This is a genomic window from Nocardiopsis dassonvillei (assembly GCF_964273065.1).
Lineage (GTDB): Bacteria > Actinomycetota > Actinomycetes > Streptosporangiales > Streptosporangiaceae > Nocardiopsis > Nocardiopsis dassonvillei_B.
Genome location: NZ_OZ186815.1, coordinates 4412163 through 4435508 on the forward strand (window position 1 = coordinate 4412163; position 23346 = coordinate 4435508).

26 protein-coding genes and 1 tRNA gene are annotated in these 23346 nt (G+C 74.1%); 7 read left to right on the forward strand and 20 right to left on the reverse strand.

What is annotated here, in order from left to right:
* Positions 1–112: 112 nt before the first annotated feature.
* The 5 genes from ACSUPR_RS19745 to ACSUPR_RS19765 all read right to left on the reverse strand — a co-directional run bounded on the left by ACSUPR_RS19745 (position 113) and on the right by ACSUPR_RS19765 (position 4370).
* A complete protein-coding gene (locus ACSUPR_RS19745) occupies positions 113–613 on the reverse strand; it encodes a hypothetical protein (RefSeq protein WP_436886180.1) in 501 nt (166 codons plus the stop codon).
* A gap of 182 nt (positions 614–795) precedes the next feature.
* Positions 796–1866 (reverse strand): STM4015 family protein, encoded by a 1071-nt coding sequence (locus ACSUPR_RS19750; RefSeq protein ID WP_436886181.1) that lies wholly within the window; start codon positions 1864–1866, stop codon positions 796–798.
* A gap of 115 nt (positions 1867–1981) precedes the next feature.
* A complete protein-coding gene (locus tag ACSUPR_RS19755) occupies positions 1982–2824 on the reverse strand; it encodes a hypothetical protein (protein WP_436886182.1) in 843 nt (280 codons plus the stop codon).
* A 356-nt stretch (positions 2825–3180) separates the two neighbouring features.
* Positions 3181–3723, reverse strand: a complete 543-nt coding sequence (locus ACSUPR_RS19760; RefSeq protein ID WP_436886183.1) for a DUF1707 SHOCT-like domain-containing protein — start codon at positions 3721–3723, stop codon at positions 3181–3183.
* 86 nt (positions 3724–3809) lie between these two features.
* Complete coding sequence (locus ACSUPR_RS19765) at positions 3810–4370, reverse strand: DinB family protein (protein WP_436886184.1); 561 nt, start codon at positions 4368–4370, stop codon at positions 3810–3812.
* A 414-nt stretch (positions 4371–4784) separates the two neighbouring features.
* Between ACSUPR_RS19765 and ACSUPR_RS19770 the strand changes: the two genes are divergently transcribed.
* From ACSUPR_RS19770 to ACSUPR_RS19780, 3 genes are all read left to right on the forward strand, one after another.
* The gene (locus tag ACSUPR_RS19770; RefSeq protein ID WP_436886185.1) at positions 4785–5234 is read left to right on the forward strand and encodes an SRPBCC family protein; all 450 of its coding nucleotides are present in this window, start codon (positions 4785–4787) and stop codon (positions 5232–5234) included.
* Positions 5234–5569 (forward strand): ArsR/SmtB family transcription factor, encoded by a 336-nt coding sequence (locus ACSUPR_RS19775; protein WP_436886186.1) that lies wholly within the window; start codon positions 5234–5236, stop codon positions 5567–5569. The genes ACSUPR_RS19770 and ACSUPR_RS19775 overlap by 1 nt, the downstream gene beginning before the upstream one ends.
* Positions 5570–5677: 108 nt before the next feature.
* On the forward strand, positions 5678–6034 hold the full coding sequence (locus ACSUPR_RS19780) for a VOC family protein (protein WP_436886187.1): 357 nt from the start codon (positions 5678–5680) through the stop codon (positions 6032–6034).
* 83 nt (positions 6035–6117) lie between these two features.
* Here the strand turns inward: ACSUPR_RS19780 and ACSUPR_RS19785 are convergent, their stop codons facing one another.
* The 7 genes from ACSUPR_RS19785 to ACSUPR_RS19815 all read right to left on the reverse strand — a co-directional run bounded on the left by ACSUPR_RS19785 (position 6118) and on the right by ACSUPR_RS19815 (position 13300).
* Complete coding sequence (locus tag ACSUPR_RS19785) at positions 6118–7209, reverse strand: STM4015 family protein (protein WP_436886188.1); 1092 nt, start codon at positions 7207–7209, stop codon at positions 6118–6120.
* A 255-nt stretch (positions 7210–7464) separates the two neighbouring features.
* Positions 7465–8484 carry an STM4015 family protein gene (locus ACSUPR_RS19790; protein WP_436886189.1) on the reverse strand — a complete coding sequence of 340 codons (1020 nt, stop codon included), beginning with the start codon at positions 8482–8484 and terminating at the stop codon, positions 7465–7467.
* An 84-nt stretch (positions 8485–8568) separates the two neighbouring features.
* Complete coding sequence (locus tag ACSUPR_RS19795) at positions 8569–9567, reverse strand: STM4015 family protein (protein ID WP_436886190.1); 999 nt, start codon at positions 9565–9567, stop codon at positions 8569–8571.
* A 19-nt stretch (positions 9568–9586) separates the two neighbouring features.
* Complete coding sequence (locus tag ACSUPR_RS19800) at positions 9587–10570, reverse strand: STM4015 family protein (protein WP_436886191.1); 984 nt, start codon at positions 10568–10570, stop codon at positions 9587–9589.
* A gap of 39 nt (positions 10571–10609) precedes the next feature.
* Positions 10610–11632 carry an STM4015 family protein gene (locus ACSUPR_RS19805; RefSeq protein WP_436886192.1) on the reverse strand — a complete coding sequence of 341 codons (1023 nt, stop codon included), beginning with the start codon at positions 11630–11632 and terminating at the stop codon, positions 10610–10612.
* Between the two features lie 49 nt (positions 11633–11681).
* Positions 11682–12701 (reverse strand): STM4015 family protein, encoded by a 1020-nt coding sequence (locus tag ACSUPR_RS19810; RefSeq protein ID WP_436886193.1) that lies wholly within the window; start codon positions 12699–12701, stop codon positions 11682–11684.
* Between the two features lie 149 nt (positions 12702–12850).
* Complete coding sequence (locus ACSUPR_RS19815; protein ID WP_436886194.1) at positions 12851–13300, reverse strand: MerR family transcriptional regulator; 450 nt, start codon at positions 13298–13300, stop codon at positions 12851–12853.
* Between the two features lie 77 nt (positions 13301–13377).
* On the opposite strand from ACSUPR_RS19815, the gene ACSUPR_RS19820 reads away from it, so the two are divergent.
* From ACSUPR_RS19820 to ACSUPR_RS19830, 3 genes are all read left to right on the forward strand, one after another.
* Complete coding sequence (locus tag ACSUPR_RS19820) at positions 13378–13965, forward strand: class I SAM-dependent methyltransferase (RefSeq protein WP_436886195.1); 588 nt, start codon at positions 13378–13380, stop codon at positions 13963–13965.
* Positions 13966–14045: 80 nt separating this feature from the next.
* On the forward strand, positions 14046–14831 hold the full coding sequence (locus tag ACSUPR_RS19825) for a class I SAM-dependent methyltransferase (RefSeq protein ID WP_436886196.1): 786 nt from the start codon (positions 14046–14048) through the stop codon (positions 14829–14831).
* Between the two features lie 136 nt (positions 14832–14967).
* Positions 14968–16203: a phospholipase D-like domain-containing protein gene (locus tag ACSUPR_RS19830; protein ID WP_436886197.1), complete on the forward strand. Its 1236-nt coding sequence runs from the start codon at positions 14968–14970 to the stop codon at positions 16201–16203.
* A gap of 333 nt (positions 16204–16536) precedes the next feature.
* Here the strand turns inward: ACSUPR_RS19830 and ACSUPR_RS19835 are convergent, their stop codons facing one another.
* From ACSUPR_RS19835 to ACSUPR_RS19850, 4 genes are all read right to left on the reverse strand, one after another.
* Positions 16537–16767, reverse strand: a complete 231-nt coding sequence (locus ACSUPR_RS19835; RefSeq protein ID WP_436886198.1) for a calcium-binding protein — start codon at positions 16765–16767, stop codon at positions 16537–16539.
* A gap of 181 nt (positions 16768–16948) precedes the next feature.
* A complete protein-coding gene (locus ACSUPR_RS19840; protein ID WP_436886199.1) occupies positions 16949–18013 on the reverse strand; it encodes an SDR family oxidoreductase in 1065 nt (354 codons plus the stop codon).
* Between the two features lie 77 nt (positions 18014–18090).
* Positions 18091–18678, reverse strand: coding sequence for a TetR/AcrR family transcriptional regulator (locus ACSUPR_RS19845; RefSeq protein ID WP_436886200.1), 588 nt, complete (start codon positions 18676–18678; stop codon positions 18091–18093).
* A 129-nt stretch (positions 18679–18807) separates the two neighbouring features.
* Positions 18808–18880: transfer RNA gene (locus tag ACSUPR_RS19850), tRNA-Arg, on the reverse strand.
* Between the two features lie 493 nt (positions 18881–19373).
* Between ACSUPR_RS19850 and ACSUPR_RS19855 the strand changes: the two genes are divergently transcribed.
* The gene (locus ACSUPR_RS19855; protein WP_436886201.1) at positions 19374–20426 is read left to right on the forward strand and encodes a D-alanyl-D-alanine carboxypeptidase family protein; all 1053 of its coding nucleotides are present in this window, start codon (positions 19374–19376) and stop codon (positions 20424–20426) included.
* Between the two features lie 108 nt (positions 20427–20534).
* On the opposite strand, the gene mscL is transcribed toward ACSUPR_RS19855, so the two are convergent.
* The 4 genes from mscL to ACSUPR_RS19875 all read right to left on the reverse strand — a co-directional run bounded on the left by mscL (position 20535) and on the right by ACSUPR_RS19875 (position 23283).
* Positions 20535–20942, reverse strand: a complete 408-nt coding sequence (gene mscL / locus ACSUPR_RS19860; RefSeq protein WP_436886202.1) for a large conductance mechanosensitive channel protein MscL — start codon at positions 20940–20942, stop codon at positions 20535–20537.
* A gap of 172 nt (positions 20943–21114) precedes the next feature.
* On the reverse strand, positions 21115–21768 hold the full coding sequence (locus tag ACSUPR_RS19865) for an SAF domain-containing protein (protein WP_436886203.1): 654 nt from the start codon (positions 21766–21768) through the stop codon (positions 21115–21117).
* A 190-nt stretch (positions 21769–21958) separates the two neighbouring features.
* Complete coding sequence (locus ACSUPR_RS19870; protein WP_436886204.1) at positions 21959–22300, reverse strand: FmdB family zinc ribbon protein; 342 nt, start codon at positions 22298–22300, stop codon at positions 21959–21961.
* A gap of 362 nt (positions 22301–22662) precedes the next feature.
* Positions 22663–23283: a 5-formyltetrahydrofolate cyclo-ligase gene (locus ACSUPR_RS19875; protein WP_436886205.1), complete on the reverse strand. Its 621-nt coding sequence runs from the start codon at positions 23281–23283 to the stop codon at positions 22663–22665.
* Between the last annotated feature and the right edge of the window lie 63 nt (positions 23284–23346).

Here is a 23346-nt window from a genome sequence, read left to right on the forward strand (position 1 = left end):
CTCCGCCGCCTGGGGTTTCGAGAGGTTCCAGGTTTAGCAGCCCCCGGCGACGTTCCACCGGCCGGTGCCCCCTTGGGCACGGGCGCCGGACCGGGGCCGACGGCGGGCGGGATCAGCGGCCGCGGCGGTGGGCAGGGCGCGCCCCGGCCTGGTGGCGGATCGTCCCCACGGCCAAGCCGATCGAGATCGCCGGCCCCACGGCGGTGAACCCGGCCCCCTTCACCACGGCCCACCGCCACGAGTAGTCGGCGGTGTAAGCGATCGGCTTCTCGGCCCCGGTGTCCAGGCGCACACCGCCGATGGGGTCCGGCAGGGGGTCGTGGGAACGGACGCGCACCGCGTCCCGCAGGGTCACGTCCTGGAGCGCGACCGCGCCGTCGTCGCCGGTGAACGTCCCCTGCAGGGAGCAGCCGCCCCTGCCGCACGTCCTGTCCGTGGGGGTGAACGTGCCCGTCGGCCCGGTGGCCAGGGTGTCGCGGCCGGAGAGGGCCTCGGAGACGAGGAACAGGCCGAGGCCGACGGTGAACAGCGGGAGGAGGGCGATCATCGTCCAGACGAAGATCCGGCCGACGCAGCTCATGGGTTTCCGGGGGGCGGGGGTTCTGGGGTCCATGCCGGTGAGACTGCACGGACGGCCCGGGGGGTTCGCCGGCGCTCATCGGCTTCGGTGAAGCGGGAGCAGGGCCCCGCCCCCTCCGGCCGGGGCGGGTACCCGGACCCGCGCGGGACCTCCCCGGAGGCGGACTCCGCGGCGGGCGGCCGGACCCGGCGGTGCGGACACCGGCGGGCCCGGGGTCACTCGGAGACGGCGCAGTAGTAGAAGTACTCGCCCTCCTCCTCGTCGTCCTCCTCGAACTCCGGTTCCCGGGGGGCGGACAGGTCGACGTCCACGCCGGGCAGGGCCGCGGCGAGCCGGGCGCCCGTCTCCTCGGAGATGAAGTTCTCGTGCAGGTCCAGGCGCTCCAGGTGGGCGAAGGAGGCGGCGCGGTCGATGATCTTCTGTGCGCCCGTCTCGGTGAGGGTGCCCAGGGAGAGGTCGAGTTCGCGCACCCGGGCGGTGACGGGGGCGTCGGCCAGTGCGGGGATCCAGTCGTCCAGGCCCTCGGTGTTGCGCACGCCCAGGCGCTCCAGGCGGGGGAGGGCCTCTCCGGACAGCACGGGGGCCAGGTCGCCGGGGGTGGCGCCGCCGCCGTACTCGGGGGAGCCGAGCCACAGCTCCAGGTTCCGCAGGGCGGGCAGGTCCAGGCCGACGACCTGCTCCAGGAAGTCCGGGTCCAGGCCCCCGCTCTGCACGACGAGCTCCTCCAGGTGCTCGTGCCGCCCGAACCCGATACCGCAGCCGTCGGTCCCGCCGCGCACCGTCAGGTGCCGCAGCCGGGGCAGCGCGCCGACCAGGCCGGCGACGTCGTACTCCTCGATCCAGGAGATGTCCCGCTCCTCCTGGACGATCTCGCCGACGAACAGGGAGTGCAGCCCGGCCAGCCGGCCGGCGTGCTCCCGGAGGAAGCGCAGGACCCCGTCCATCAGGGTGTCGTGGTCCCGGCCGGGGAGGTTGCCGAGGATGAGGGCGCCGACCTCCTCGACGGCGACCTCGGCGAAGAAGCGCTCCAGGTAGCCGGTGACGGTCTCCAGGGCCGGCAGGCGGACCCGGCCGGTCTCCCCGTCCTCGCCGGTGCGCCACACCAGGGGGGAGAAGTCGGTGCGCAGCCGCCAGGCCGCCGACCCGGCGGCGGGCAGCGCGGGCGCGGCGGACGGCGGCGCCCAGTCGTCCCGGACGGGGTACTCGGACGCGCGCATGACCTCCCATGAGGGGAAGTCGACGACGGGCAAGCCGCCGAACTCGGTGATGTGGTCACGGATGGGCATGGGGTCCTCGGAGGCGGGGCGGTGGAGGGGCGGGGCCGGGCGGGCTCGGCCGCCCGGGGTTTCGGGGGTTCCAGCTGTAGCAGGAGCCTGGGACGTTCCCGGGCGGGGCCGCGCGCTACTGCGAGTACCAGGGCGGCTCGCGGTCCAGGTGCGCGGGGGGTTCGGTCTCGGAGGCGTCCCAGGTGAGCTCGATGCCGCGGCGGAGCCGGTGCAGCCCGTGGTCGGGGAAGCGGCGCTCCTGCCAGTAGCCGTCGACGTAGGGCACCGACACCCAGCCCGCCCGCCAGTAGTCGGTGGGCCTTCCGCCGACCGCGACCTGCCTGCTCGGCGGGACCTCTCCGGCTTCGAGCCGGGCACGGCACGCGTCGCACACCGGGACGGTGCGGTCGGCCCCGCCCTCCGGGTTGAAGCGGACCTTGGAGGTGAGCGGCCCGTGCGCCGGGTCGAAGAAGCAGGGGGCGCCGCGGTGCGGGCGCGGTTCCCCCCGGCCGAGCGCGTCCAGGACCGCCAGGAGATGCCGGGCCTCGGCGATGTGGCCGGTCGCCCGGGTGATGCCGGCGGCGGTGCGGATCGGCTCCGCCTCGTCGAAAAGCGAACGCTCGGCGGCCCGCAGGTGCTCCGTCAGGGAGGTGCGGGCGGCATCGTACTCCTCTGGGGGCGCATCGGCCGCGGGCAGCCGGGCCGCCTGCTCGGCCACCTGTGACCACTCGGCCCTCAGCACGGGGAGGTAGGCCGCGACGACCTCCGCGTCCCGGGGCCCCTCCCGCAGGCGGAGGAACACGAAGCCCACGGCCGCTCCTGCGACCGCGACCACCACGGTTCCGGCCGCGACCAGGGCGGCCCCCACCCCCGGCCCGAGCCACGACACGAGCAGGAAGGAGATGACCGCCGGTACCACCGCCGCTGCTGAGGCGGTCTGTACGACCACCGCCAGGTTCAGCCTCCGCCGTCTGCCCATGACCGCACCCTACGGCCCGCCCGGTGCGCCGGGTCCGCCGACCTCATGCCCACCGCCCGCGCCCGGTCGGCCGAAGAGGTCCGGGACCCTTCGGGCGACGCGGCGCACGGTGCCCGGAGAGCTGTGCGGAGCGGCGGCCCCGGTGGGGCCGAGCCGGAGGAACCATCCCGGCGCGACCGGCCGGCGGAACCCGTGCACCCGCGCGGCCTTGACCGGAACCGGGGAGAAGCGGACCTTGGGAGAGTCGGCGGGCCCCGGCCACGGCGCTTCCGTGAAGGCCGGTGCGGCGGGTGCTGAACGGGTCGGTCGTGTGTTCGCGGTGCACGGGCCGCCCACGGACGGCGGGGGCCGGGACCTCAGTACCAGGCGTGGCGGATCTTCAGCCGCCCGAACCCCACCGCCCCGGAGATCCGCACCGTCGGACCGCCGGGCCGCGGCCTCCGCGGGGGCCGGTGGTCCGTGTCCTTCCACCCCGTGTTCAGGTCGTCGAACTCGACGACCGCGTCACGGGGCACCGTGATCCGGGCGTTGCCGGTGCCGAGCTGCAGCTCGATGTCGACCACGGGGTGCTCGATCACCGCCCGGGACAGGTCCAGGTGCACCCTCCCGAAGGCGGACTCGACCCTGAGCACCCGCGGCACCCGCCACGCCCCGCGCCGGGTGATCCGGCCTCCGGCCGCGGAGATCACCGCCGTCCTGCCCGCCTTCTCCGCCGGGAGCGAGGCCAGGACCGGCGCCATCTCACCGTGCGTCCGGGCGGCGAGCACCCGGTCGAGGCGCTCGTCCATCTCCTCGTGCGAGATGTGCCCTTGGGCGTACGCCTCCCGCACGCGCCGCACGACCGCGTCGCGGTCGTCCTCGCCGAGCGGCGGCGCCGGGTCCTCCGTCGGAGAAGTCACGGTTTCACCCTAGTGCCGCGTGACGGCCGAGGACAGGCCGCGGCCGGTGTCGGTCCGGACGCCCGCCGGGGGCCGCAGGCCCGGCCTCACAGGCCGACCGCCCCGTCGATGCGCTCCCGGAGCAGGTCGGCGTGGCCGTTGTGGCGGGCGTACTCCTCGACCATGTGGACGAGCACCCAGCGCAGCGACACCGTTCCCCGCCAGGAGTCGACTCCCTCCACGTCCAGGTCGGGTGCCCTGGCGGTGAACCGCTCGGCGAAGGCCACCTCGGAACGCCAGGCCTCCCAGGCCGCCGCGACGATCCCCGGGTCGTGGGCGGAGGCGGGGCCGACGTCGAAGTCCCCGTCGGGTTCGGCCGCCGAGGAGAACAGGGCGGGCGCGTCCTCCCCGGCCAGGACCCGCCGGAACCAGCGGCGCTCCACGTCCGCGAGGTGCCGGACCAGGCCCAGCAGCGAGAGGGTGGACGGTTCGACGGACCGCCGGGACAGCTCCGGCCCCAGGCCGGAGCACTTCAGCTCCAGCGTGGAGCGCTGGGCGGCCAGGATGTCGGTGAGGATCAGCCGTTCGCCGCCGGTGGTCGGTCCGGTGAAGCGGCGGTCGCCGTTCGCGCCCCCGAACAGCCCGGCTCTTCTGGTGGGTCCGCCCATGTCCGCCCTCCGGGTCGCGTCGGTCCGCGCGGTGCTCCCGGGGATACTCGCATGCCCGCGCCGACGGCGGTTCCCGGGGGCTCCCGGTACACGCCGCCCCGCTCCGGGGGCGCTGTCCGGCGGTGGAGCCCGCCGTCCCGCGCGCCCGGAGGGCCCGTCGGCCCACCGGACCAGGCCACCGGGCCCGCCCGTCCGGTGCGCGGTGCCTTCCCGTCCGGTCTCCGGGAGGCGGGAGCCCCCGCTCTGCGGCCGCCCCGGCCCCGATCGGCGGCACCGCTCCCGTGGGACCCGGCCGGTGCCGGGCGCTCCGGCGGTACGCGGCACTCCACCGAAATCGCGCAACAAGAGGTTGCGCTTTCTCGGCAGTGGTGGCAGAGTGATGTGCAACATAAGGTTGCGCATTGGAGGTCCGTCATGGAGTTCGGAAAGCTGGAGCGCGAGATCCGCATCGACGCGTCACCGGAGATCGTGTTCGACGTCGTGAGCCGCCCCGAGCACATCAAGGTCTGGTGGTCCGACGACGCATCGTTCGAGCCCGCGCCGGGCGCGGTCGGCGAACTGGTGTGGGGCGACCGCGCCGACGTCGCCCCGATCGCCGTGGTCGAGGTGGACCCGCCCCGCAGGTTCGCGTTCCGCTGGGTCGCCCCCGAGGGACAGGTGCCCGGTGCGGGCAACTCCCTCCTGGTCACCTTCGAGCTGGAGCCCTCCGGTGACGGCACGCTCCTGCGCCTGACCGAGAGCGGCTGGCGGGAGAGGGGCTGGGAGGCCGCGGTGCTGGAGGAGGCCTTCCACGAGCACGAGCAGGGCTGGGACCTGTTCCTGCCGCGGCTCCGGGAGTACGCCCCCTCCGTGGTGGCGCGGTGATGTCCGACATCGACGACGAGCTGTGGTCGGCGATCGGCGACCCGGTCCGGCGCCGCCTGCTCGACCTGCTGCTCGCGGAAGGCGTCGGCACACCGACCGGCCTGAGCGACCGCCTCCCGATCTCGCGCCAGGCGGTCACCAAGCACCTGGGCGTCCTCGACCGCGTCGGCCTCGTGCACGCGACCCCGATGGGCCGCGAGCGGCGCTACGAGGTCGACGAGGCGCAGCTGTCGCGCGCGATCCGGCAGCTGAACGAGGTCGGCCGGAACTGGGATTCGCGCCTGGACCGCATCAAGCGCCTCGCGGAAGAGATTCAAAAACAGCGCCGGGACTGACCGGCGGACTCCCGGGAGGGGTCCCTGCGGGTTCCCCGGCCGATGCCGGAGCCCCGTCGGTGCCGCGCTGGAAGCAAGCCGTACCGGAACAGAAGGAGTGTGCTGGGAATGCCGACCATGCCTGCCGGAAGCATCCTGCTCGGGAGCAGCCGGGCGGTGGAGATGCGCGAGTGGTACCGCAAGGTGCTCGCGCCGGACCACACCGGAGACGGGCCGATCGTCCTCGGGGAGCTGATGCTGGTCATCGACCAGCGCGACGACGTGGGGGAGGCCAACCCCGAGCCGGGCCGGTCGATCCTCAACTTCCACGTCGACGACTTCGAGGTGTTCGAGGAGCAGCTGGAGGCCGCGGGCGTGGAGTGGGTCGAGCGCGCCGCCGACCGGCCGTCCGGGAGGTTCGCCACGTTCAAGGACCCGGACGGCAACTACCTGCAGATCATCCGGTTCACGAAGCCGCCGCGCTGACCGGTCCCCGCGAGGGGCCGGAGCACGCACCCGCGGTCTTCCGGCCCCCGCGGCCCCGTACGCTCTCCAGGTCAGCGCCGCCCCTACTCGGCGACCACGGTGTAGCGGTGGAGCCCACCGTCCCGCTCCTCAGGCTCCCGTGGATGGGACAGGTCGATCTCCACGCCGGGCAGTGCGGCGCGGACGCCCTCCCGGACCTCCTCGGACAGGTAGTGGTGGTGCAGGTCGAGCCGCTCCAGGTGGGTGAAGGCGTCGGCGTGCTCGATGAGGGCCAGCCCGCCCGCGTCGGACAGGTCGCCCAGGGACAGGTCCAGGGTCTCCAGTCGGGCCAGCACGGGAGTCCCGGCCAGCACCGGTACCCACCCGTCCAGGTGCTCGGTGTTGCGCAGCCCAAGGTGACGCAGCGCCGGGAAAGCCCGCCCCGACAGCAGCGGCTCCAGGTCTTCGGGCCCGGTCTCCCCGCCGTACTCCTCCACTCCGGTCCACAGCTCCAGCCGCCGCAGCGCGGGCAGGTCGGCCGCGCACACCTGCCGGACGACCTCCGTCCGTAGGGCCCCGCTCTGCACGGCCAGCACGCGGAGCCGCTCGTGCCGTTCCACGTTCAGCCCCAGATCCCCGGTGCCCCCGCGCACCGTCAGCTCCTCCAGCGACGGCAGCGCCCCGACCAGCGGCCCCAGGTCGGTGTGGTGGATCCAGGAGATCTCGTTCTGGCGCTGGAGCACGTCTCCGTAGAACAGGTGCCGCAGCCCGGTCAGCCGCGGGGCCAGCGCGAGCAGGGACGCGAACACCCGGTCGGGGTCCGTGGTGGGTTCGTCGTCGGCCAGGTCGGCGACGACCAGAGCGGCCACCTGCTCCAGGGCCACCTCCTCACCGAAGCGGGCGATGTAGGCCCCCGCGTCCTCCACCCGCTGGTACTGGTGGAAACGCTCCTGCTGCGCCTCCCGCAGGCCCAGGTCGATGTCACTGTCCAGCCGCAGCCGCCACGCGACGGTTCCGGGCGCGGCCGTCGCGGCCGCCAGCCGGGCGTGCGGCGGATAGGGGTCGGGCACCGGCCGACCGGAGCGGACCAGGGCCCGGTACCCGTGGTCGACGGTGTCGTACCCGGGGAACTCAACGACGGGCAGCCCGCCGAGTTCGGCGATGTGGTGCTCGTGCGGCCAGAGCTCTCGGGGCATGCCTCTCCTACTCGGCGATCGCGGTGTAGTGGTACGGCTCGCCCCACCACACCTCGGGTTCGAGGGGGTGGGACAGGTCGACGTCCACCCCGGGCGGTGATGTGCCCTCTTCGTTCGCTCCAGGGGACGCCTACCGGCGGGATCCGCCGCCCCGGCGCCCGGACGCATCCGGGACGGTGCCGTGGTCGGTGAGCCCCGCGACGGGCGGGCCGCCGAACCCGGCGGTCCGGGCCGGGTGCGGCGCGTGGTGTCACTTCACTCGGTGACCTCCGGGTAGCGCCAGTCGCCGTCCTGGGCCTGCCGGTCGCCGACGCGGACCTCCACGCCCGCCTCGGTGAAGGCGTCGCGGACCCGGCTCTCCGTCTCCTCGGACATGTAGTGGTGCTCCAGGTCCAGCCGTCCCAGCTCCCGGAACACCGGCGCGTCCAGCAGCACCCGCGCGCCCTCGTCGGTGAGCGTGCCCATGGACAGGTCCAGGGAGCGCAGCCGCCCCGTCACAGGGGCGTCGGCCAGGGCGCGCACCCACAGGTCGGTGTCCTCCGCGTTGCGCAGGCCCAGGTGGTTCAGCCGGGGGAACGCCTCGCCCGACAGCGTGCGGGCCAGGTGTTCGGGGGTGGTGTCGCCGCGGTAGCTCTCCACACCCAGCCACAGCTCCAGGTTCTCCAGCGCGGGCAGTTCGGCGGTGTCGATGCCGCGGGAGACCTCGGCGGGCAGGCCGCCGCTCTGCACGGTGAGGGAGCGCAGTGAGTCGTGCCGCCCGATGTCCAGGCCCAACCGGCTCTTCTCGTGCATGTAGGGGTCGCCGGTGCCGCGCACCGCGAACTCCGTGAGGCCGGGCAGGGCCGCCAGCACCGGCGCCAGGTCGGGCTGGTGGATCCAGGAGATCTCCTGCTCCTCGGCGGTCAGGTCCCCGATGAACAGGGACCGCAGACCGGTGAACGCGGCGGCGTGCTCCACGAGGGCGTCCCGGGCCGGGGCGCCCGGCTCCTCGTCCTCGGAGGATCCGGCAGGGCCGATCACCATGGCCCGGACCTCGGCGGCGTCCACCGCCTCCACGAAGGAGGAGAAGTACTCCCCGAAGGGCTCCTCCGGCTCGTAGCTGTCGACCCCCAGCCGCCAGGCGTAGTCGCGGGCGGTGCGCAGGGCGGCGAGCTGCGCGAGCGCGTCGGGGGCCGGGCGGTCGCGGTACCGCTGCTCCGTCGAGGCCATGTCGTGGGGTGAGAGGTAGTCGAATACCGGCAGCCCGCCGAATTCGCTGAGGTGTTCGCCGATCATGGGTGGTGCTCCTGCCTGGTGTGGACGGGTCGGGCGGATCATGTCTAGCAGCCCGTGGTGACGGCCCGGAGGCGGATGGGTCCGCTATTCGGAGACGGCCGGGTAGGTCCGCCAGGGCGCCCCGTCGAAGCGTTCCGCCGTGTCGACCTCCACCCCGGCTTCGGTGAGGGCCGCACGGACGCGGTCCTCCATGTCCTCGGTCATGAAGTGGTGGTGCAGGTCCAGGCGGCGCAGGTTCCGGAACCCCGGGCCGTCCAGCAGCACCCGGGCGCCGTCGTCCGTGAGGGTGCCCAGCGACAGGTCCAGGGCCTCCAGGCGCTCCAGCACGGGGGACCCGGCGAGCGCCCGCACCCAGTCGTCGGTCCGCTCGGCGTTGCGCAGCCCCAGCGACCGGACCCCGGTCAGGGCCCGGCCCTCCAGCAGCGGTGCCAGGTCCTCCACGGAGGTGGACCCTCCGTGGTCCTCCACCCCCAGCCACAGTTCGAGGTGCTCCAGGGCGGGCAGGCCTGCCGCCACCACGCCGCGGACGGTGGCGCCGGACAGGCCGCCGTTCTGGAGGGTCAGCGAACGCAGTGACGGGTGCTCGGCCACGCGCAGGCCCAGCTCGTCCCCTCCGCCGCGCACCGTCAGGTCGGTCAGGCCCGGGTAGGCGTCCAGCAGCGGCGCCAGGTCGCACTGGACGATCCACGAGATCTCGCTGTCCCCGGTGGTGTACTCGGTGAAGAACAGCGACCGCAGCCCGGTGAGCCGGTCGGCGTTGTCGACGAACAGGTCCCGGTAGTCCTCGGTGCTCTCCGACACCTCCAGTCCGAACCCGCCCGCGACGAGCGCCCGCACCCGGGCCGGGGCCACCAGCTCGAACAGCGCCTCCAGGTGCTCGTCGAAGCCCTCCTCCCGGCACCGGCACCAGGGCCCGTGCTCGGCGCAGCCGGGGTCGTGCGGCGGCCCCAGCCGCCAGGCGACCGAAGCCGGGTCGGCCAGGGCCGCGGCGAGGCGCGGGTCCCCGGGGCGGTCCCGCAGCTCGGAGAACGCCGCCACGGGCAGCCCGGCGAACTCGGTGGAGTACTCCCAGAAGTCGGTCATGGTTCCCTCGGGCCCGGGATCACTCGGTGACGGACGGGTAGCGGCGGTTGCCGTCGAGGCGTTCGGACACGTCCAGTTCGACCCCGGCGGCGGTGAAGGCCTCGCGGACGCGCTGCTCCATGCCCTCGGACATGGCGTGGTGGTGCAGGTCCAGGCGGCGCAGGTTCCGGAACCCCGGGGCGTCCAGCAGGATCCGGGCGCCCTCGTCGGTGAGGGTGCCCTCGGACAGGTCCAGGGCCTCCAGCCGCTCCAGCACGGGGGAGCCGGCGACGGCCCGGACCCAGGTGTCGGTCTCCTCGGCGTTGCGCAGGCCCAGCGACCTGACCCCGGTGTGGACCTCGCCGTTCAGCAGCGGAGCGAGGTCCTCGGGGGTGGTGTCGCCCCCGTAGTGCAGGACGCCGAGCCACAGTTCCAGGTGTTCCAGCGCCGGGTAGTCGGAGGCCAGCACCTCGCGGGCGAGGGAGGCGGGCAGGCCGCCGCCCTGGAGGGTGAGCGAGCGCAGGGAGCGGTGCTCCCGCACCGGCAGGGACAGGGAGATCGTCCCGCGGATGCCCAGCCGCTCCAGCCGCGGGAGGGCCTCCGGGATCGCGGACAGGTCGCCGTGCTCCAACCAGGAGGCCTCGGCCTCGTCGTAGGTGAGGTCGGCGTAGAAGAGCGACCGCAGCCCGGTCCAGCGGGGCGCGCACGCCAGCAGCGCGTCCCGGACCGGGTCGGCGTCGGCGACGTCCATGGTCTCGTGGACGTTCCCGACGACCAGGGCCGCCACGGCGGCGGGGTCCACCTCGGCGCAGAAGCGCTCGTAGTACCGCAGGGCGGACTTCCGGTCGCCCCCTTCCACGCCTTCGGAGTCGCTCAGCCGCCAGGCGTAGGCGCCCGGGGTCCGCGCGGCCGCGAGCATCGCCAGCGGGTCCGCCTCCTGGCGGCCCGCGGCCATGGCCTCCCGGCTGCGGAATTCGAACACCGGTAGTCCGGCGTACTCGGTCAGGTGGGTGTTGAAGGTCAAGGACTCGCCTTTCGGGGGGCAGGGGGTGAACGGAGGGGCCTACTCGCCGACCAGGGGGTAGCGGTCGTCCTCGCCGCCCTTGAGGCGTCCGGACACGTCGATCCCGACCCCGGCGGCGGTGAAGGCCTCGCGGACCCGCTGCTCCGTCTCCTCGGTCATGAAGTGGTGGTGCAGGTCCAGCCGCTCCAGTCCACGGAACCCCGGGGTGTCGAGCAGGACCTGCGCCCCCTCGTCGGTGAGGGTGCCCTCGGAGAGGTCCAGGACCTCCAGCCGCTCCAGGACCGGGGAGTCCGCGACCGCCCGGACCCAGGTGTCGGTCTCCTCGGCGTTGCGCAGCCCCAGGGAGCGGACCCCGGTGTGGACCTCGCCGTTCAGCAGCGGCGCGAGGTCCTCGGGGGTGGTGGTGCCGCCGTAGTTCTCCATGCCCAGCCACAGTTCCAGGTGCTCCAGCGCCGGGTAGCGGGAGGCCAGCACCTGCCCGGCCAGCCCGGCCGGGAGCCCGCCGCCCTGGAGGGTGAGGGAGCGCAGCGCCGGGTGCTCCTCCACCGCCAGGGACATGTCGCCGGTCCCGCGGACGCCCAGCCGCTCCAGGTGGGGGAAGGCGGCCAGGACGGCGGCCATGTCCTCGTTCCTGAGCCAGGAGGCCTCGTACTCGTGGTAGGTGAGGTCGGCGTAGAAGAGCGACCGCAGCCCGGTCCAGCGGGGCGCGCACGCCAGCAGCGCGTCCCGGACCGGCCCGGGGTCGTCCATGTCGATGGTCTCCTCGACGTTGCCGACCACCAGGGCCGACACCGACTCCGGGGGGACCTCCGAGCAGAACCGCTCGTAGTACCGGAGCACGAAGTCCCCCTCGCGGGGCTCCCAGCCCTCGGCGTCGCGCAGCCGCCAGGCGAACGACTCCGGGGTGCGCAGGGCGGCGAGCAGCGCCAGCGGGTCGTCCGTGTCCCGGCGGCCGCTGGGGTGCTCCTCGGCCCAGCGGCGCTGGGCGGCCATGCCCTCCGGGGAGCGGTACTCGAACACCGGCAGCCCGGCGAACTCGGTCATGTGGGCGTTGAAGGTCAAGGTCGGGGCCTCTCAGGGGTGCGGTTCGGGACAGGAGCGGAGGACGGGCTCACTCGGTGACGGACGGGTAGTAGCGGTACTCCCACTCCTCCTCGTCGTCGTCGCCGTCCTCCCACTCCTCGTCGTCCTCGGGCTCCTCCCGCTCGGACACGTCGACGGTGACGCCCGCGGCGGCGAACACCTCCGCGACGCGCTGCTCCATGTCCTCGGACATGTAGTGGTGATGCAGGTCCAGCCGCTCCAGTTCACGGAATCCCGGGGTGTCGAGCAGGATCTGCGCGCCCTTGTCGGTGAGGGTGCCCTCGGACAGGTCCAGGACCTCCAGCCGCCCCAGGACCGGGGACGCGGCGACCGCCTCCACCCACCGGTCGGTGTACTGGGCGTTGCGCAGCCCCAGGGAGCGGACGCCGGTGTGGACCTCTCCGTTCAGCAGCGGGGCCAGCACCTCCGGGTCGGTGTCCCCGTCGTAGTCGGGAACGCCGATCCACAGTTCCAGGTGCTCCAGGTTCGGGAGGCGGGCCGCGAGCACCTGGCGGGCCAGGCCCGCGGGCAGCCCGCCGCCCTGGAGGGTGAGCGAGCGCAGCGCCGGGTGCCCGTCCACCTCCAGTGACAGGCCGCCGGTCCCGCGTACGGCGAACCGTTCCAGGCCGGGCAGCGCGTCCAGCAGCGGCCCCAGATCGCCGTGGCGCATCCAGGACACCTCGCTGTCCTGGAAGGTGAGGTCGGCGAAGAACAGGGAACGGAGCCCGGTGAGCCGGGGCGCGTGCGCCACCAGGGCGTCGCGCACCGGATCGGAGTTGCTCACGTTCATCGTGTCCGAGATGTTCCCGACGACCACGGCCGTCACCTCCGGCGCGGTGGGCTCGGCGGCGAACCGGCCGAAGTACCCGTCGACCCCGCCGTGCTCCTTCGAGGTCTCCGTGCCCCCGTGGTCGGCGAGCAGCCAGGCGTAGGCCGCCGGGTCGCGCAGGGCGGCGAGCATCGCCAGCGGGTCGTCCGCCCGGTCCGCCGGGCGGTACTCGAACACGGGAAGTCCCGCGTACTCGGTCAGGTAGGAGCTGAACGCCATGGGGGGTCCTCGGGGTGGGCGGTGGCAGGAGGAACCCAGGAATAGCAGAGCCGGGTGACGAACGGTCCTCCGCCGCCGAAACCCTCGGTCCCGTGCCGCCGGAAGCCCCCGCCGCCGAAGCCCGGTCCCCGCCGCCGCGGCCCCGGCACTCACGGCTGCTCCGCCGACGGCCGTTCCGCGCGTGCGGCACGCGCGTGGCAGCCCGACTCCACGGCCTCCTCCAGCATCCGCCGGAACCTCGGGCACTCCAGCACGTCCCCCGACTCGCACGCCACCGCGTGCGACACCATCTCCCGGGCGGCCCGCAGCCGCTCCATGCGCTCGTCCAGCTCCGCCAGGTGCTCGGCCAGCGCCGCCCCCCGCCGTTCGGCGCCCACCGCGACCAGCTCCCGGATCCGGTCCAGGCTCATCCCGGCGTCCTGCGCGCTCAGGACCAGCGCCACCCGCAACCGCTGCTCGGGGGTGTAGCGCCGCTGCCCGCCCACCCGGCGGGCGGGTTCCAGCACCCCCTTCTCCTCCCAGTGCCGCAGCACGTGCGGGCCCAGCCCGAACTCCGCGGCGAGATCCCCTATGGACAGTTCCCCGGCACTTGACCTCATGTCGACATGAAGTTCCACACTGGGGGCCCGTGTCAAGGGACACGGGCGGGGAAGAACCGTGAACGAGGGGAAAGACGATGGACGAGCGCACCGAACGCGTCCGCGAGGACTGGAACCGGATGGCCGCCGGGTACGACCGGGGCGAGCGCCTCCAGCGCCTCGTCCTGGGCGGTGTCCGCGGGCGGCTGTGCCGCCGGGCCCGGGGGCGGACCCTGGAGGTGGCCGTCGGCACCGGCCACGACCTGCCCTACTACCCCGACGGGGTCGAGCTCACCGGCCTGGACCTCAGCCCGGAGATGCTGTCGGCCGCCCGCCGCAGGGCCGCCGCACTCGGCCGCCCCGTCGTCCTGGTGGAGGGCGACGCCCAGGACATGCCCTTCGCCGACCGCGACTTCGACACCGTCCTGTGCGCGCTGGCCCTGTGCGCCATCCCCGACCAGCGCCGGGCCCTGGCCGAGATGCACCGGGTGCTGCGCCCCGGCGGGCTGCTGCTGCTCGTCGACCACATCGAGTACACCAAGGCGCCCTGGCGCCGGCGGGAGGAGCGCAGGGAACAGCCCCGGAGGCTGCCCCGGGCGGTGGCCGGGGACGTCGGATTCACGGTGGACCACCACGAGCGGACCGTACTGGGGTTCCTGGAAACGGTCGTCGCCCACCGGCCCTGACCGGGACGGGTCCGGGACGGGTCCGGGACACGCGGTGTCGCGGCGGGACATCCCCGCCTCCCCGGTGTGAGAGTGGTCCCATGGCCACACACAGTGAACTTCGCGATTTCTGGGAGCGCCGCCTCGAGGGCGACTGGACCGAGAGCGGCGTCGGCTACCGCGCCCTGGGGCGCCCCTTCAACACCTGGATGTACAAGGTCCGCGAGGAGGTGTTCCTGCGCCGGGTGGGACGCCTGGGCCTCATCGACCCGAGCGTCCTCGACGTGGGCAGCGGCACCGGTTTCTACGTCCGCCTCTGGGAGCGGCTGGGCGCCGCCGACATCACCGGCTGCGACATGACCGACGCCGCCGTGGCGCGGCTGCGCGAACGCTTCCCCGACCACCGGTTCGTGCGCCAGGACGCCGCCGACCTCGACCGGTTCGACGACGCCTCCTTCGACGCCCTGTCGTGCATGGACGTCCTCTTCCACATCACCGACGACGAGCGGTACACCTCCGCGGTCGGCGAGTTCGCCCGGGTGCTGCGCCCCGGGGGCACCCTCGTCATCTCCGAGAACTGCCTCCAGCGCCCCGAACAGCGCGGCGAGCACCAGGTCAACCGCACCCTGGAGTGGATCGCCGGGACCCTCGACAAGGCGGGGTTCGACCTGCGGCTGCGGGTGCCCATGCTGGTCCTGATGAACGCCCAGGTCGACGCCGCCGCGCCCTGGCGCAAGGCCTGGGGCGGGGCCCTGCGCGCCGCCACACTCACCGCCCCCACCGGCTGGCTGGCCGGGGCCGCCCTCTACCCGCTGGAGCGGCGCCTGGTGCGCGGGCGCCGGGAGAGCCCCACCACCGAGCTTCTGGTGTGCCGCAGGCGCGGCTGACACGCCGGGCGCAGCAGAGGGTCTGCCGTCCCGGGCGGGCGCCGACACGTTACGGTTGACGTCCACCTTGTGCCGGAAACGGCGGTCACGGGGACCGGACGCCCGGCGCGGCGGACGTCCTGCTCGGGAGGCGACTGTGCGACGCTCCACCATCAAGTCAGCGGTCAAATGGGGGCTGCTCGGCCTCCTGGCGGCCCAGATCGGGGTGGCGGCCACACTCATGGGCGTCAACCACTGGCGGCGGAAGGTGCGCCCGCACCGGGCGTTCTTCCCGCGCACCGCCCCCGAGGCCCTCCCCGTCGGAGACACCACGGCCACGGTGTACACCTACGGCGAGGAGCTGTACGAGGACATGCTCGCGGCGATCCGGGGCGCCCGGCGCCGGATCCTCTTCGAGTCCTACATCGTCAAGGACGACCGGGCCGGGAACGCGTTCAAGCAGGCGCTCATCGAGGCGTCGGTGCGCGGCGTCGAGGTGTACGTCATCTACGACGGGTTCGCGAACCTGGTGGTGCCCCGGTCGTTCTTCGACTTCCCGCCCGAGGTCCACGTGCTGCGCTACCCGGCGTTCCGGCCCGGAGTGCTGCTGCTCAACGTCCGCAAGTCCGGCCGCGACCACCGCAAGATCCTCACCGTCGACGGGGAGGTCGGGTTCGTCGGCGGCTACAACGTGGGCTCCCTGTACGCCACGGAGTGGCGCGACACGCACCTGCGGGTGGACGGCCCGGCGGTGTGGGAGCTGGAGAACGCGTTCGTCGACTTCTGGAACGCCAACCGGCGCCTGCGCCAGCCCGAGCTGGGGATGCTGGGGGACCCGCACTGGGACGCCCGGCTCCGGGTCCACCGCAACGTGCCCGAGCAGCTCATCTACCCGATCCGGGCGATGTTCCTGGAGGCCATCGACCGGGCCAAGGACCACGTCTTCATCACCCAGGCGTACTTCATCCCGGACCGCGAGCTCCAGCGGGCGCTGGTGGACGCGGCCGGGCGGGGCGTGAACGTGGACATCCTCATCCCGGAGAACTCCAACCACGTGCTGGCCGACTGGATGGCCCGCGGCCAGTACTCGGCGCTGCTGCGCGGCGGGGTGCGGCTGTGGCTGTACCAGAACGCCATGGTGCACGCCAAGACGGCGACGGTGGACGGGCGGTGGAGCACCATCGGCACCGCCAACGTCGACCGGCTCAGCCTGACGGGCAACTACGAGATCAACGTCGAGATCTTCGACGAGGGCGTGGCCCGGCACCTGGAGGAGGTCTTCGCCAACGACCTCACCAACGCGCGGGAGCTCACCGAGGAGGAGTGGCGGGGCCGCCCCTTCGCCGCGAAGTTCAGCGAGACCATCCTCGCCCCCTGGCGGCCCTTCCTCTGAGCCCGGAGCCGGTGGGGTTCCCGGCCCGGCCGCGCCCGGCCGGAAGGGACCGCCCGCCCGGTACCCGGGTCCGCTTCGGACACCCCGTTCCCGGGGGCCGCGCCCGCCCGCACGAGTCCCAGGCCGAGCCCGAGGGGGCCTCCGTCCGCACCGGCCGCTGCGCCCGTGCGACTTCCGCCGTCCGGACGGGGCGGCCCGCGCCGGCCACCGTACCCACGGGTCCCGCCGACCGCTTCGACCCCTGTCGCCCCGCCGCCCGCGCCGTCCCCGCCGCTCTGCCGCCCGCGCCGTCCCCGTGCCCGCGCCGACCGCGCGGCCCCGGGCACGAACGGTTCAGCGGCGGCGCAGGCGCTCGCCCGGGGGCGGGGTCAGCTTGCTGGAGAAGAAGGGGTCGGGGTCGGCCTTGCGCGGGCGCGGACCGCCCCAGTGCTGCGGTCCCGGATGCGGGGTGCGGTGCAGGGCGCCGGCGATGGCCGCGGGCGAACCCCCGCGCTGCCGCTGCCGGGTCTGCGGCGTCGGCTCGTCGTCGTGGTCGTCGCGGTGCGCTCCGCCCGCATTCTTCATCCCGTGGCCCCCCGGATGTGCTCCTGCTGCCGCAGCCATCATCGGATGATCACTCCGTGTTGTCACCGCGACACGGCGCCCGGGGGAGAAGTCCGTGCCGTCCCCTGGTGAACGGCGGACCGGCACCGGGACTGCCCGGCTCCGGCTCCGGGGCCGGGGCGGGGCCCCGGGACCCCGGCCCTCAGGCCCGGACCGCGGCGCGGCCGAAGTCCTCCTCGACCAGCCGGGAGGCCCAGCGGCGCAGGGCCTCCTCCACGGGAGGGTGGGCCAGGCCCGCCGCCCGTGCCAGGCGGTCGGCGGAGCCGGTGTCGTAGCGGTCCTCCGAGAAGAACGACAGCCCCTCCGGATCGACGCCGGTCAGGGCCCGCGGCAGGCGGCGCACGAGGCCGACCGGGACGGTCAGCCGCGGACGCGCCACCCCCAGGTGGTCGGCGATCAGCGCCAGCGTCTCCGGCAGCGGCGGTGTCCGCGGGTCCAGGACCGTGTGGGACCGGAACGGGCCGTCGTCGTACCCGGGGGCCGAAGCGGTGAACGCCGCCAGGTGGTCCACGGCCACCACCGGCAGGAACGTGCGCCGGTTCCCCGGCACCGCGGCCAGCCGCCCCCGCCACAGCCGTTTCACCAGCTCGGACAGCCCGATGTACTGCCCCGACTCGCCCGTCTCCGAGTGCCCGATCACCGTCCCCGGGGCCACCACGGTCAGCGGCACCCCGCGCTCGGCCGCCAGCAGGCGGACCGCCGCGTCCCCCTCCACCTTCGAGGCCTCGTAGGCGCCCAGCCCGCGGTACAGGCCGCGCGCGGTGGCGGCGGGCAGCGGGAACTCCGGCAGGGGGTGCCCGGCCACGCGGTACCCGGACAGGTGCACGAGGCGGCGCGGCCCCGGCAGGGAGCCCGCAAGGTCGAGCACGTTGACGGCCCCCGCCACGTTGACCGCCCGGGCCTCCTCCTCGGACGCGCCGAACCGGTACAGGGCCGCCGCGTTGAACACGTCGCGGACCCCGCCGAGGGCGTCCCGGTCGGCGGGGGAGAGCGCCAGGCCCGGCCGGGTGATGTCGGCCTCCACCGTGGCCAGTGCTCCGTCGTCCGCCCCGTGGGCGCGCAGCCAGCGCCGCAGCTCCTCGCCGCGGCCGCCGCGCGCGGTCGCGACGACCGGCGTGCCCCGGCCGAGCAGTGCGCGGACCAGCCACCGCCCCACGAACCCCGTCGCTCCCACGACCAGGCTCCCCGGTGTTCCGTTCTCGGACACGGATCCTCCTTTTAAATAGACCGGTCTTCATATTTTTTGCGACGGCCGGACCGCCCGCATCCGTCGGGGCGGGTCGGTCAGCGGGCGAGCAGGGCCTCCACGGCCCGTGCCGCGCGGTCGACCGGGGCTCGGTCGTGCCGGACCCGGGCGAGCAGCAGGGAGCCCTCGATCTGCGCGAGCACGGCCCCGGCTGCGTCCTCCGCCTCCGGGCGGGGCCGGCCCTCGGCGACCAGCCGGTCCGCCAGCGCCCGCTCCCACCGCGCGTAGATCCGCGCGCAGACCTCGCGCAGCCGCTCGTTGCCGCCGCGCTCCGGGGTGCCGGAGACCTCCAGGGCCACCGTCGCCACCGGGCACCCCTTGTCGTAGGAGGACGCCTCCATGCGGTCGGCGAGGACGCCGAGCAGCCGCCGGGTGAGGGACGCGGCGTCCGGCTCCCCGTGCTCCGTCGCGGCGATGAGCCCGTCCACCTCCCGGCCGCCCTCCTCCAGGGCGTCGGCGACCAGCCGGTCCTTGCCCTCCGGGAAGTGGAAGTACAGGGAGCCGCGCGGCGCGCCGCTGTCGGCCAGCACCCGGTTCACCCCGGTGCCGAAGTAGCCCTGTGCCTCGATCAGGTCCCGTGCGGCGGCGACCATGCGGGCGCGCGTCTCTTCCCCTTTGGTTCCCACGGGTAAAATATAGACCGGTCGTCATATTCTTGCCAAGGGGAGATCCGATCGCCCGTGCGGGCCCCGGGGGGCCTCTCCGGAACACGGAATGCGGCCCCTCCCGGAGGAGGGGCCGCATTCCGCGGTGGGCGGCCCCAGCAGGATTCGAACCTGCGACACCCGCTTTAGGAGAGCGGTGCTCTATCCCCTGAGCTATGGAGCCATGGGTCGGCCGGGGGAACGCTCGGGTATGCGTTGCCCCGCCGTCGGGCCAAGCCTAACCCAGGATGGGCGTACTCGGGGTGTCGGAGGGTGTCTTGGCCGCCCGCTTGGGGGACTCTGCGTGCATGGCGGAGTACTCTGACCTACGATTGGTTGTCCTGGTGGCGGTGTGATGTTGTTCACGAGGGCTGTCATGTTAGGTCCCGTTCCGCCCCGGTGTCCCGTGGTGCGGCCGGGTCCTGTGACCTGCCGCACCTCGATGACCAGCCATGACAGTGGCGGCCGTGCAGTGTGCGCGCAGCGGGAGGGGCCCTCTTCCCGGATTCCGCGCCGACCGGCCGACCGTTCTCGTATGACCGCAAGTGGACATGTAGTACGTTGCCTTGCGGCCACGGGTAGGCGTTCGAGGATTAGAAGCAGCCGGAGGAGCATTCGTGCCGTTCACCTCTGATTCGGCGCGGCGGGGACCCCGCGTACCGGAAGCGGCGCGTGGTGTGCCGGTCGCGGACCGCCACCGTGGCTGGCACGCCGGGCTCGCCCGGGTCCTGACCCTGCTGCTGGTCACCGGCCTGATCGTGGTCCCGCCGCCGCCGGTGGCGCTCGCCCCGGCCGCCGCCAGCCTGGAAGAACTGCGGGAACAGGCCGAGCAGGCCGCCCAGGAGCTCGAAGAGGCCACCGCCGAGTACACGGAGCGGCAGGAGGCCCTGGAAGAGGCCCAGGGCGAACTCGTGGAGACCATCCACGAACTCCAGCAGACCGAGCTGGAGCTGGGGGAGATGCGCGAGCCGCTGGCGCAGCTGGCCAGCACCCTCTACCAGCAGCCCAGCGCCGGGCCGCTGGGCGTCCTCGTCGCCGGGGACCTCGACGAGGACCTGCAGACCCAGTCCTACGCCGCCAAGATCTCGGAGAACAACGAGGCGCTCATCCAGGACGCCACCGACCTGCGCGACGAGCAGGTCGAACTGGCCGGGCAGGCCCAGGAGCTCCAGACCACCACCCAGCTGGAGCAGGCGGCCCTGGGCGCCGAGGTGGAGCGGCTGCGCACGCAGTCCGAGGAGAGCACCCAGGCGCTCACGGACGAGCTGGAGGCGCGCGGCATCGACCCCGACTCGTACATGGCCGCCGCCAACTGCGACCCGAGCAAGGCCGAGCTGGCCAACGGCTACCCCAACGGCCTGCTGCCGTCGGAGGCCCTGTGCGAGCTCTACGACGACAAGTTCCTGCGCGCCGACGCCGCCGTGGACTTCCTCGAGCTCAACGTGAAGTACATCGAGCGCTTCGGCGAGAACATGTGCATCAACAGCGCCTACCGCGACCTGCCCAACCAGCACCGCGTCTACGCCGAGCAGCCCCCCGGGTTCGCAGCGGTCCCGGGCACCAGCAACCACGGACTGGGCCAGGCCATCGACCTGGGCTGCGGCATCCAGAACTTCCGCTCGGAGAGGTGGAACTGGATGGAGACCAACGGCGCGGACCACGGGTGGATCCACCCCGCCTGGGCCAAGTCGAGTCCGTTCGAGCCCTGGCACTGGGAGTACACCCGTTAGCCGGTGGCGGCGCCCGGCTCGGGAGGCCCTACGGCCCGGGCGCCGCCACGGCCGGAGGCCCTCCGGCCGTGGCCCGGGGGCGGCCCGGCCGGGCCGCCCCCGGGGGTGTCAGGCCGCGGTCTCCGGGACGACCTCGCTGGTGCAGGCGGGGCAGCGCTCGGCCTTCTTGTTGATCTCGGTGAAGCAGTGCGGGCACTCGCGGGTGGTGGCCTCCTCGGCCCTGACGAAGCGCTCCATCAGCTTGGCGAGCGGCAGCACCACGAAGAAGTAGACGATCGTCGCGGTGATCAGGAACGAGATCAGCGCGTCGATGAACGCGCCGTACAGGAACCGGCTGCCGTTGATCTCGAAGTAGAGGTCGCCGAAGGTGGGGACCCCGCCGAAGATGCCGATCAGCGGGGTGATGAACCCCTCCGTGAACGCGGTGACCAGGTTGGCGAAGACCGTGCCGATCACGACCGCCACCGCGAGCTGCACCAGGTTCCCCTGGAGCAGGAACTTCTTGAAGCCTTCCATGGCAAAAGCCCTACGTGTCTCGTGCGTGCTGTGCGGAACGCGCCCCTCGTCGGGGATCCCGTGCCCGCGTGCGCCGGAGGCGCGGGGGAGCGGCGGGTGGGGGCGCTCGGCCAGCTTTCACCACAAATGGTCATCGGTCAACTGCGGATGGTGATGAACGGTAGGTCAGCGGTCAACCCCGGATGGTGATGGACAGGCGTGAGTCGACGGCCCGCCCGGCCAGTTCCCGGGCCTCCTGCGGGCTGGCGGCGATGAGGATGAGTGCTCCGCCCTCGCCGCCGTGGCCGGCCTCGGGCGGTACCGCCAGCACCGGGCGGTCCCCGACCACCTCCGCGGCCGGTCCGGCACGGGCCGGGGCGAACTCGTCGCGGCCCTGCGCCGCCAGTACGTCCACCCGGTCCCCGGGGGAGAGCAGTGCCACCGCCCCCGGGTCGGCGACCCGCACGGGCACGGCGACCAGGCCGTCGCCGTAGGGCAGGGCGGGTGGGTCCGACAGGCGGGCGTCGGTGATGACCTCCCCGCGGCGCACGGGGGCGTTGAGGCTGCGGCCCGCGGTCGCGGTGCCCGGGTCCAGGGCGCCGCGCGGGGCGGCGGAGGCGGGCAGGGAGGCGGGCACCAGGTCGCCCGCGGCCAGGGGGCCGGAGGCGTCCAGGTCACGGGCGGCGACCAGCACCTCGACGGTGGCGGGCGGTGGCGGGCGCACCGTCAGGACGGCGGCGACCAGCGCGGCGGCGGTCAGCAGGGCGGCGAGGGTGCGCCGGTGCCGGTCCACGAACCGGGTGAGCGCGCCGCGGTGCCGGTAGGGAGGGCGCGGGGCGTCGGTCATGCTTCGAAAATAAGCCCCCGGACCCCGCCCGAACGGGTTGTCCACAGGCCCTTCCCCGGCCTTTCCGCGACCCTTCCCCGGTGTGCCCGCGGACGCACTCCGGGGGTGTTCGGCGTGCCCGTGCACCTCGGACGCGCCACGCGCCGCCGATGGCTCGGCGGCGCGGAGGGTCGGTCGGCGGCGGAGGCCCTCAGCCGCCGGTCGCGGCGGCGGCCGCGGTGCTGCCGCTGGTGCTCTCGCTCTTGGCGGGCGAGGACGAGGAGGAGGTCTCCGAGCCCGCGGACTCCTTCTTGTCCGAGGCGGCCGCGGGGGCGGTGCTCGCGCCGGAGCCGGTCAGGGAAGAGCTGTTGGAGGTCTTGCCGCTGTCGGTGCGGTAGAAGCCGGAGCCCTTGAAGACGATGCCCACCGCGGAGTAGACCTTGCGCAGTCGGCCCTCGCACTCGGGGCAGACGGTCAGGGCGTCGTCACTGAAGCTCTGCACGACCTCCATCTGGGCGCCGCACTCGGTGCACGCGTACTGGTACGTAGGCACTGTTCGGGTCCTCCTTGCTGGCACTCTCGCCCGTTGACTGCTAAATAGTACGCGCTCGTCGACCGGGGCCGTGACAGTGGGGACACCGGTCGGCGGCGTCGTCGTCGACCGGAGCGCGATCGTCCCTGACAACGCCCCTCCCCGCCCGCTTAATCCCGCGGCCAGCCCGGCCCGCTCCGGGCGCGCCCGCCGGACGGGACCGCTCCCGGCCCGTCCCCGCCGGGGCGCTCCCATCCGCCCCGGGCGGACCGTGTCGCGGGGCGGTGCGTCCGGTGTTCCGGGTGGGCGGTGTCCCGGGGCGGACACGTGCGGTCCGCCGGGGCTCTCCCATCCGCCCCGGGCGTGTCCGGGACCCCGGGGGATCACCCCCGGCGCTCCGGGGCGGGCCAAGTCCCGGAGTCGAACACGCGCAGTCCGCCGCCCGGGGTGACCACCGCGTCCACCCGCAGGTCGTGCTCCTCCCCGGGGACCGCGTCCACGAACTCGCCGTCGTACACCACGGCGATCGCCGGGCAGTTCGGACCCCGCAGGGCCAGCGCCCGGTCGTAGCACCCGGCTCCCCGGCCCAGGCGCCCGCCGGAGCGGTCCACCGCCAGCGCCGGGCACACCACCGCGTCCGCGGTGGCCAGGGCCCCGGTCCCGTAGCGGCGGCCGGTGGGCTCCAGCAGCCCGTGCCCGGCGGGTTCCAGGCCGTCGGGGCCGTCGTAGGCCGCCCAGTCCAGGTTCCCGTCGGGCAGGAAGACCGGCAGCAGCACGTACGCGCCCCGCTTCCACAGCGCCGCGACGAGCTTGCGGGTGTCCGGCTCGGTGCCCACCGAGTAGTAGCAGGCCACGGTTCCGCTCATGGCCAGCCACGGCAGCCCGGTGAGGGTGTCGCGCACGGCCGACCCGGCGCGCCCGCGCTCCCGGGGGTCCATCGCCCGGCGCGCCGCCAGGACCTCCCGCCGCATCCGCCGCTTGTCAGACCGCGTCGTCTCGTCCATGGGGCCAGTGTGTCGCGGACCCGCGGCCGGCCCGCCGCCGCACCCCGGTGAACGGCGGATGGC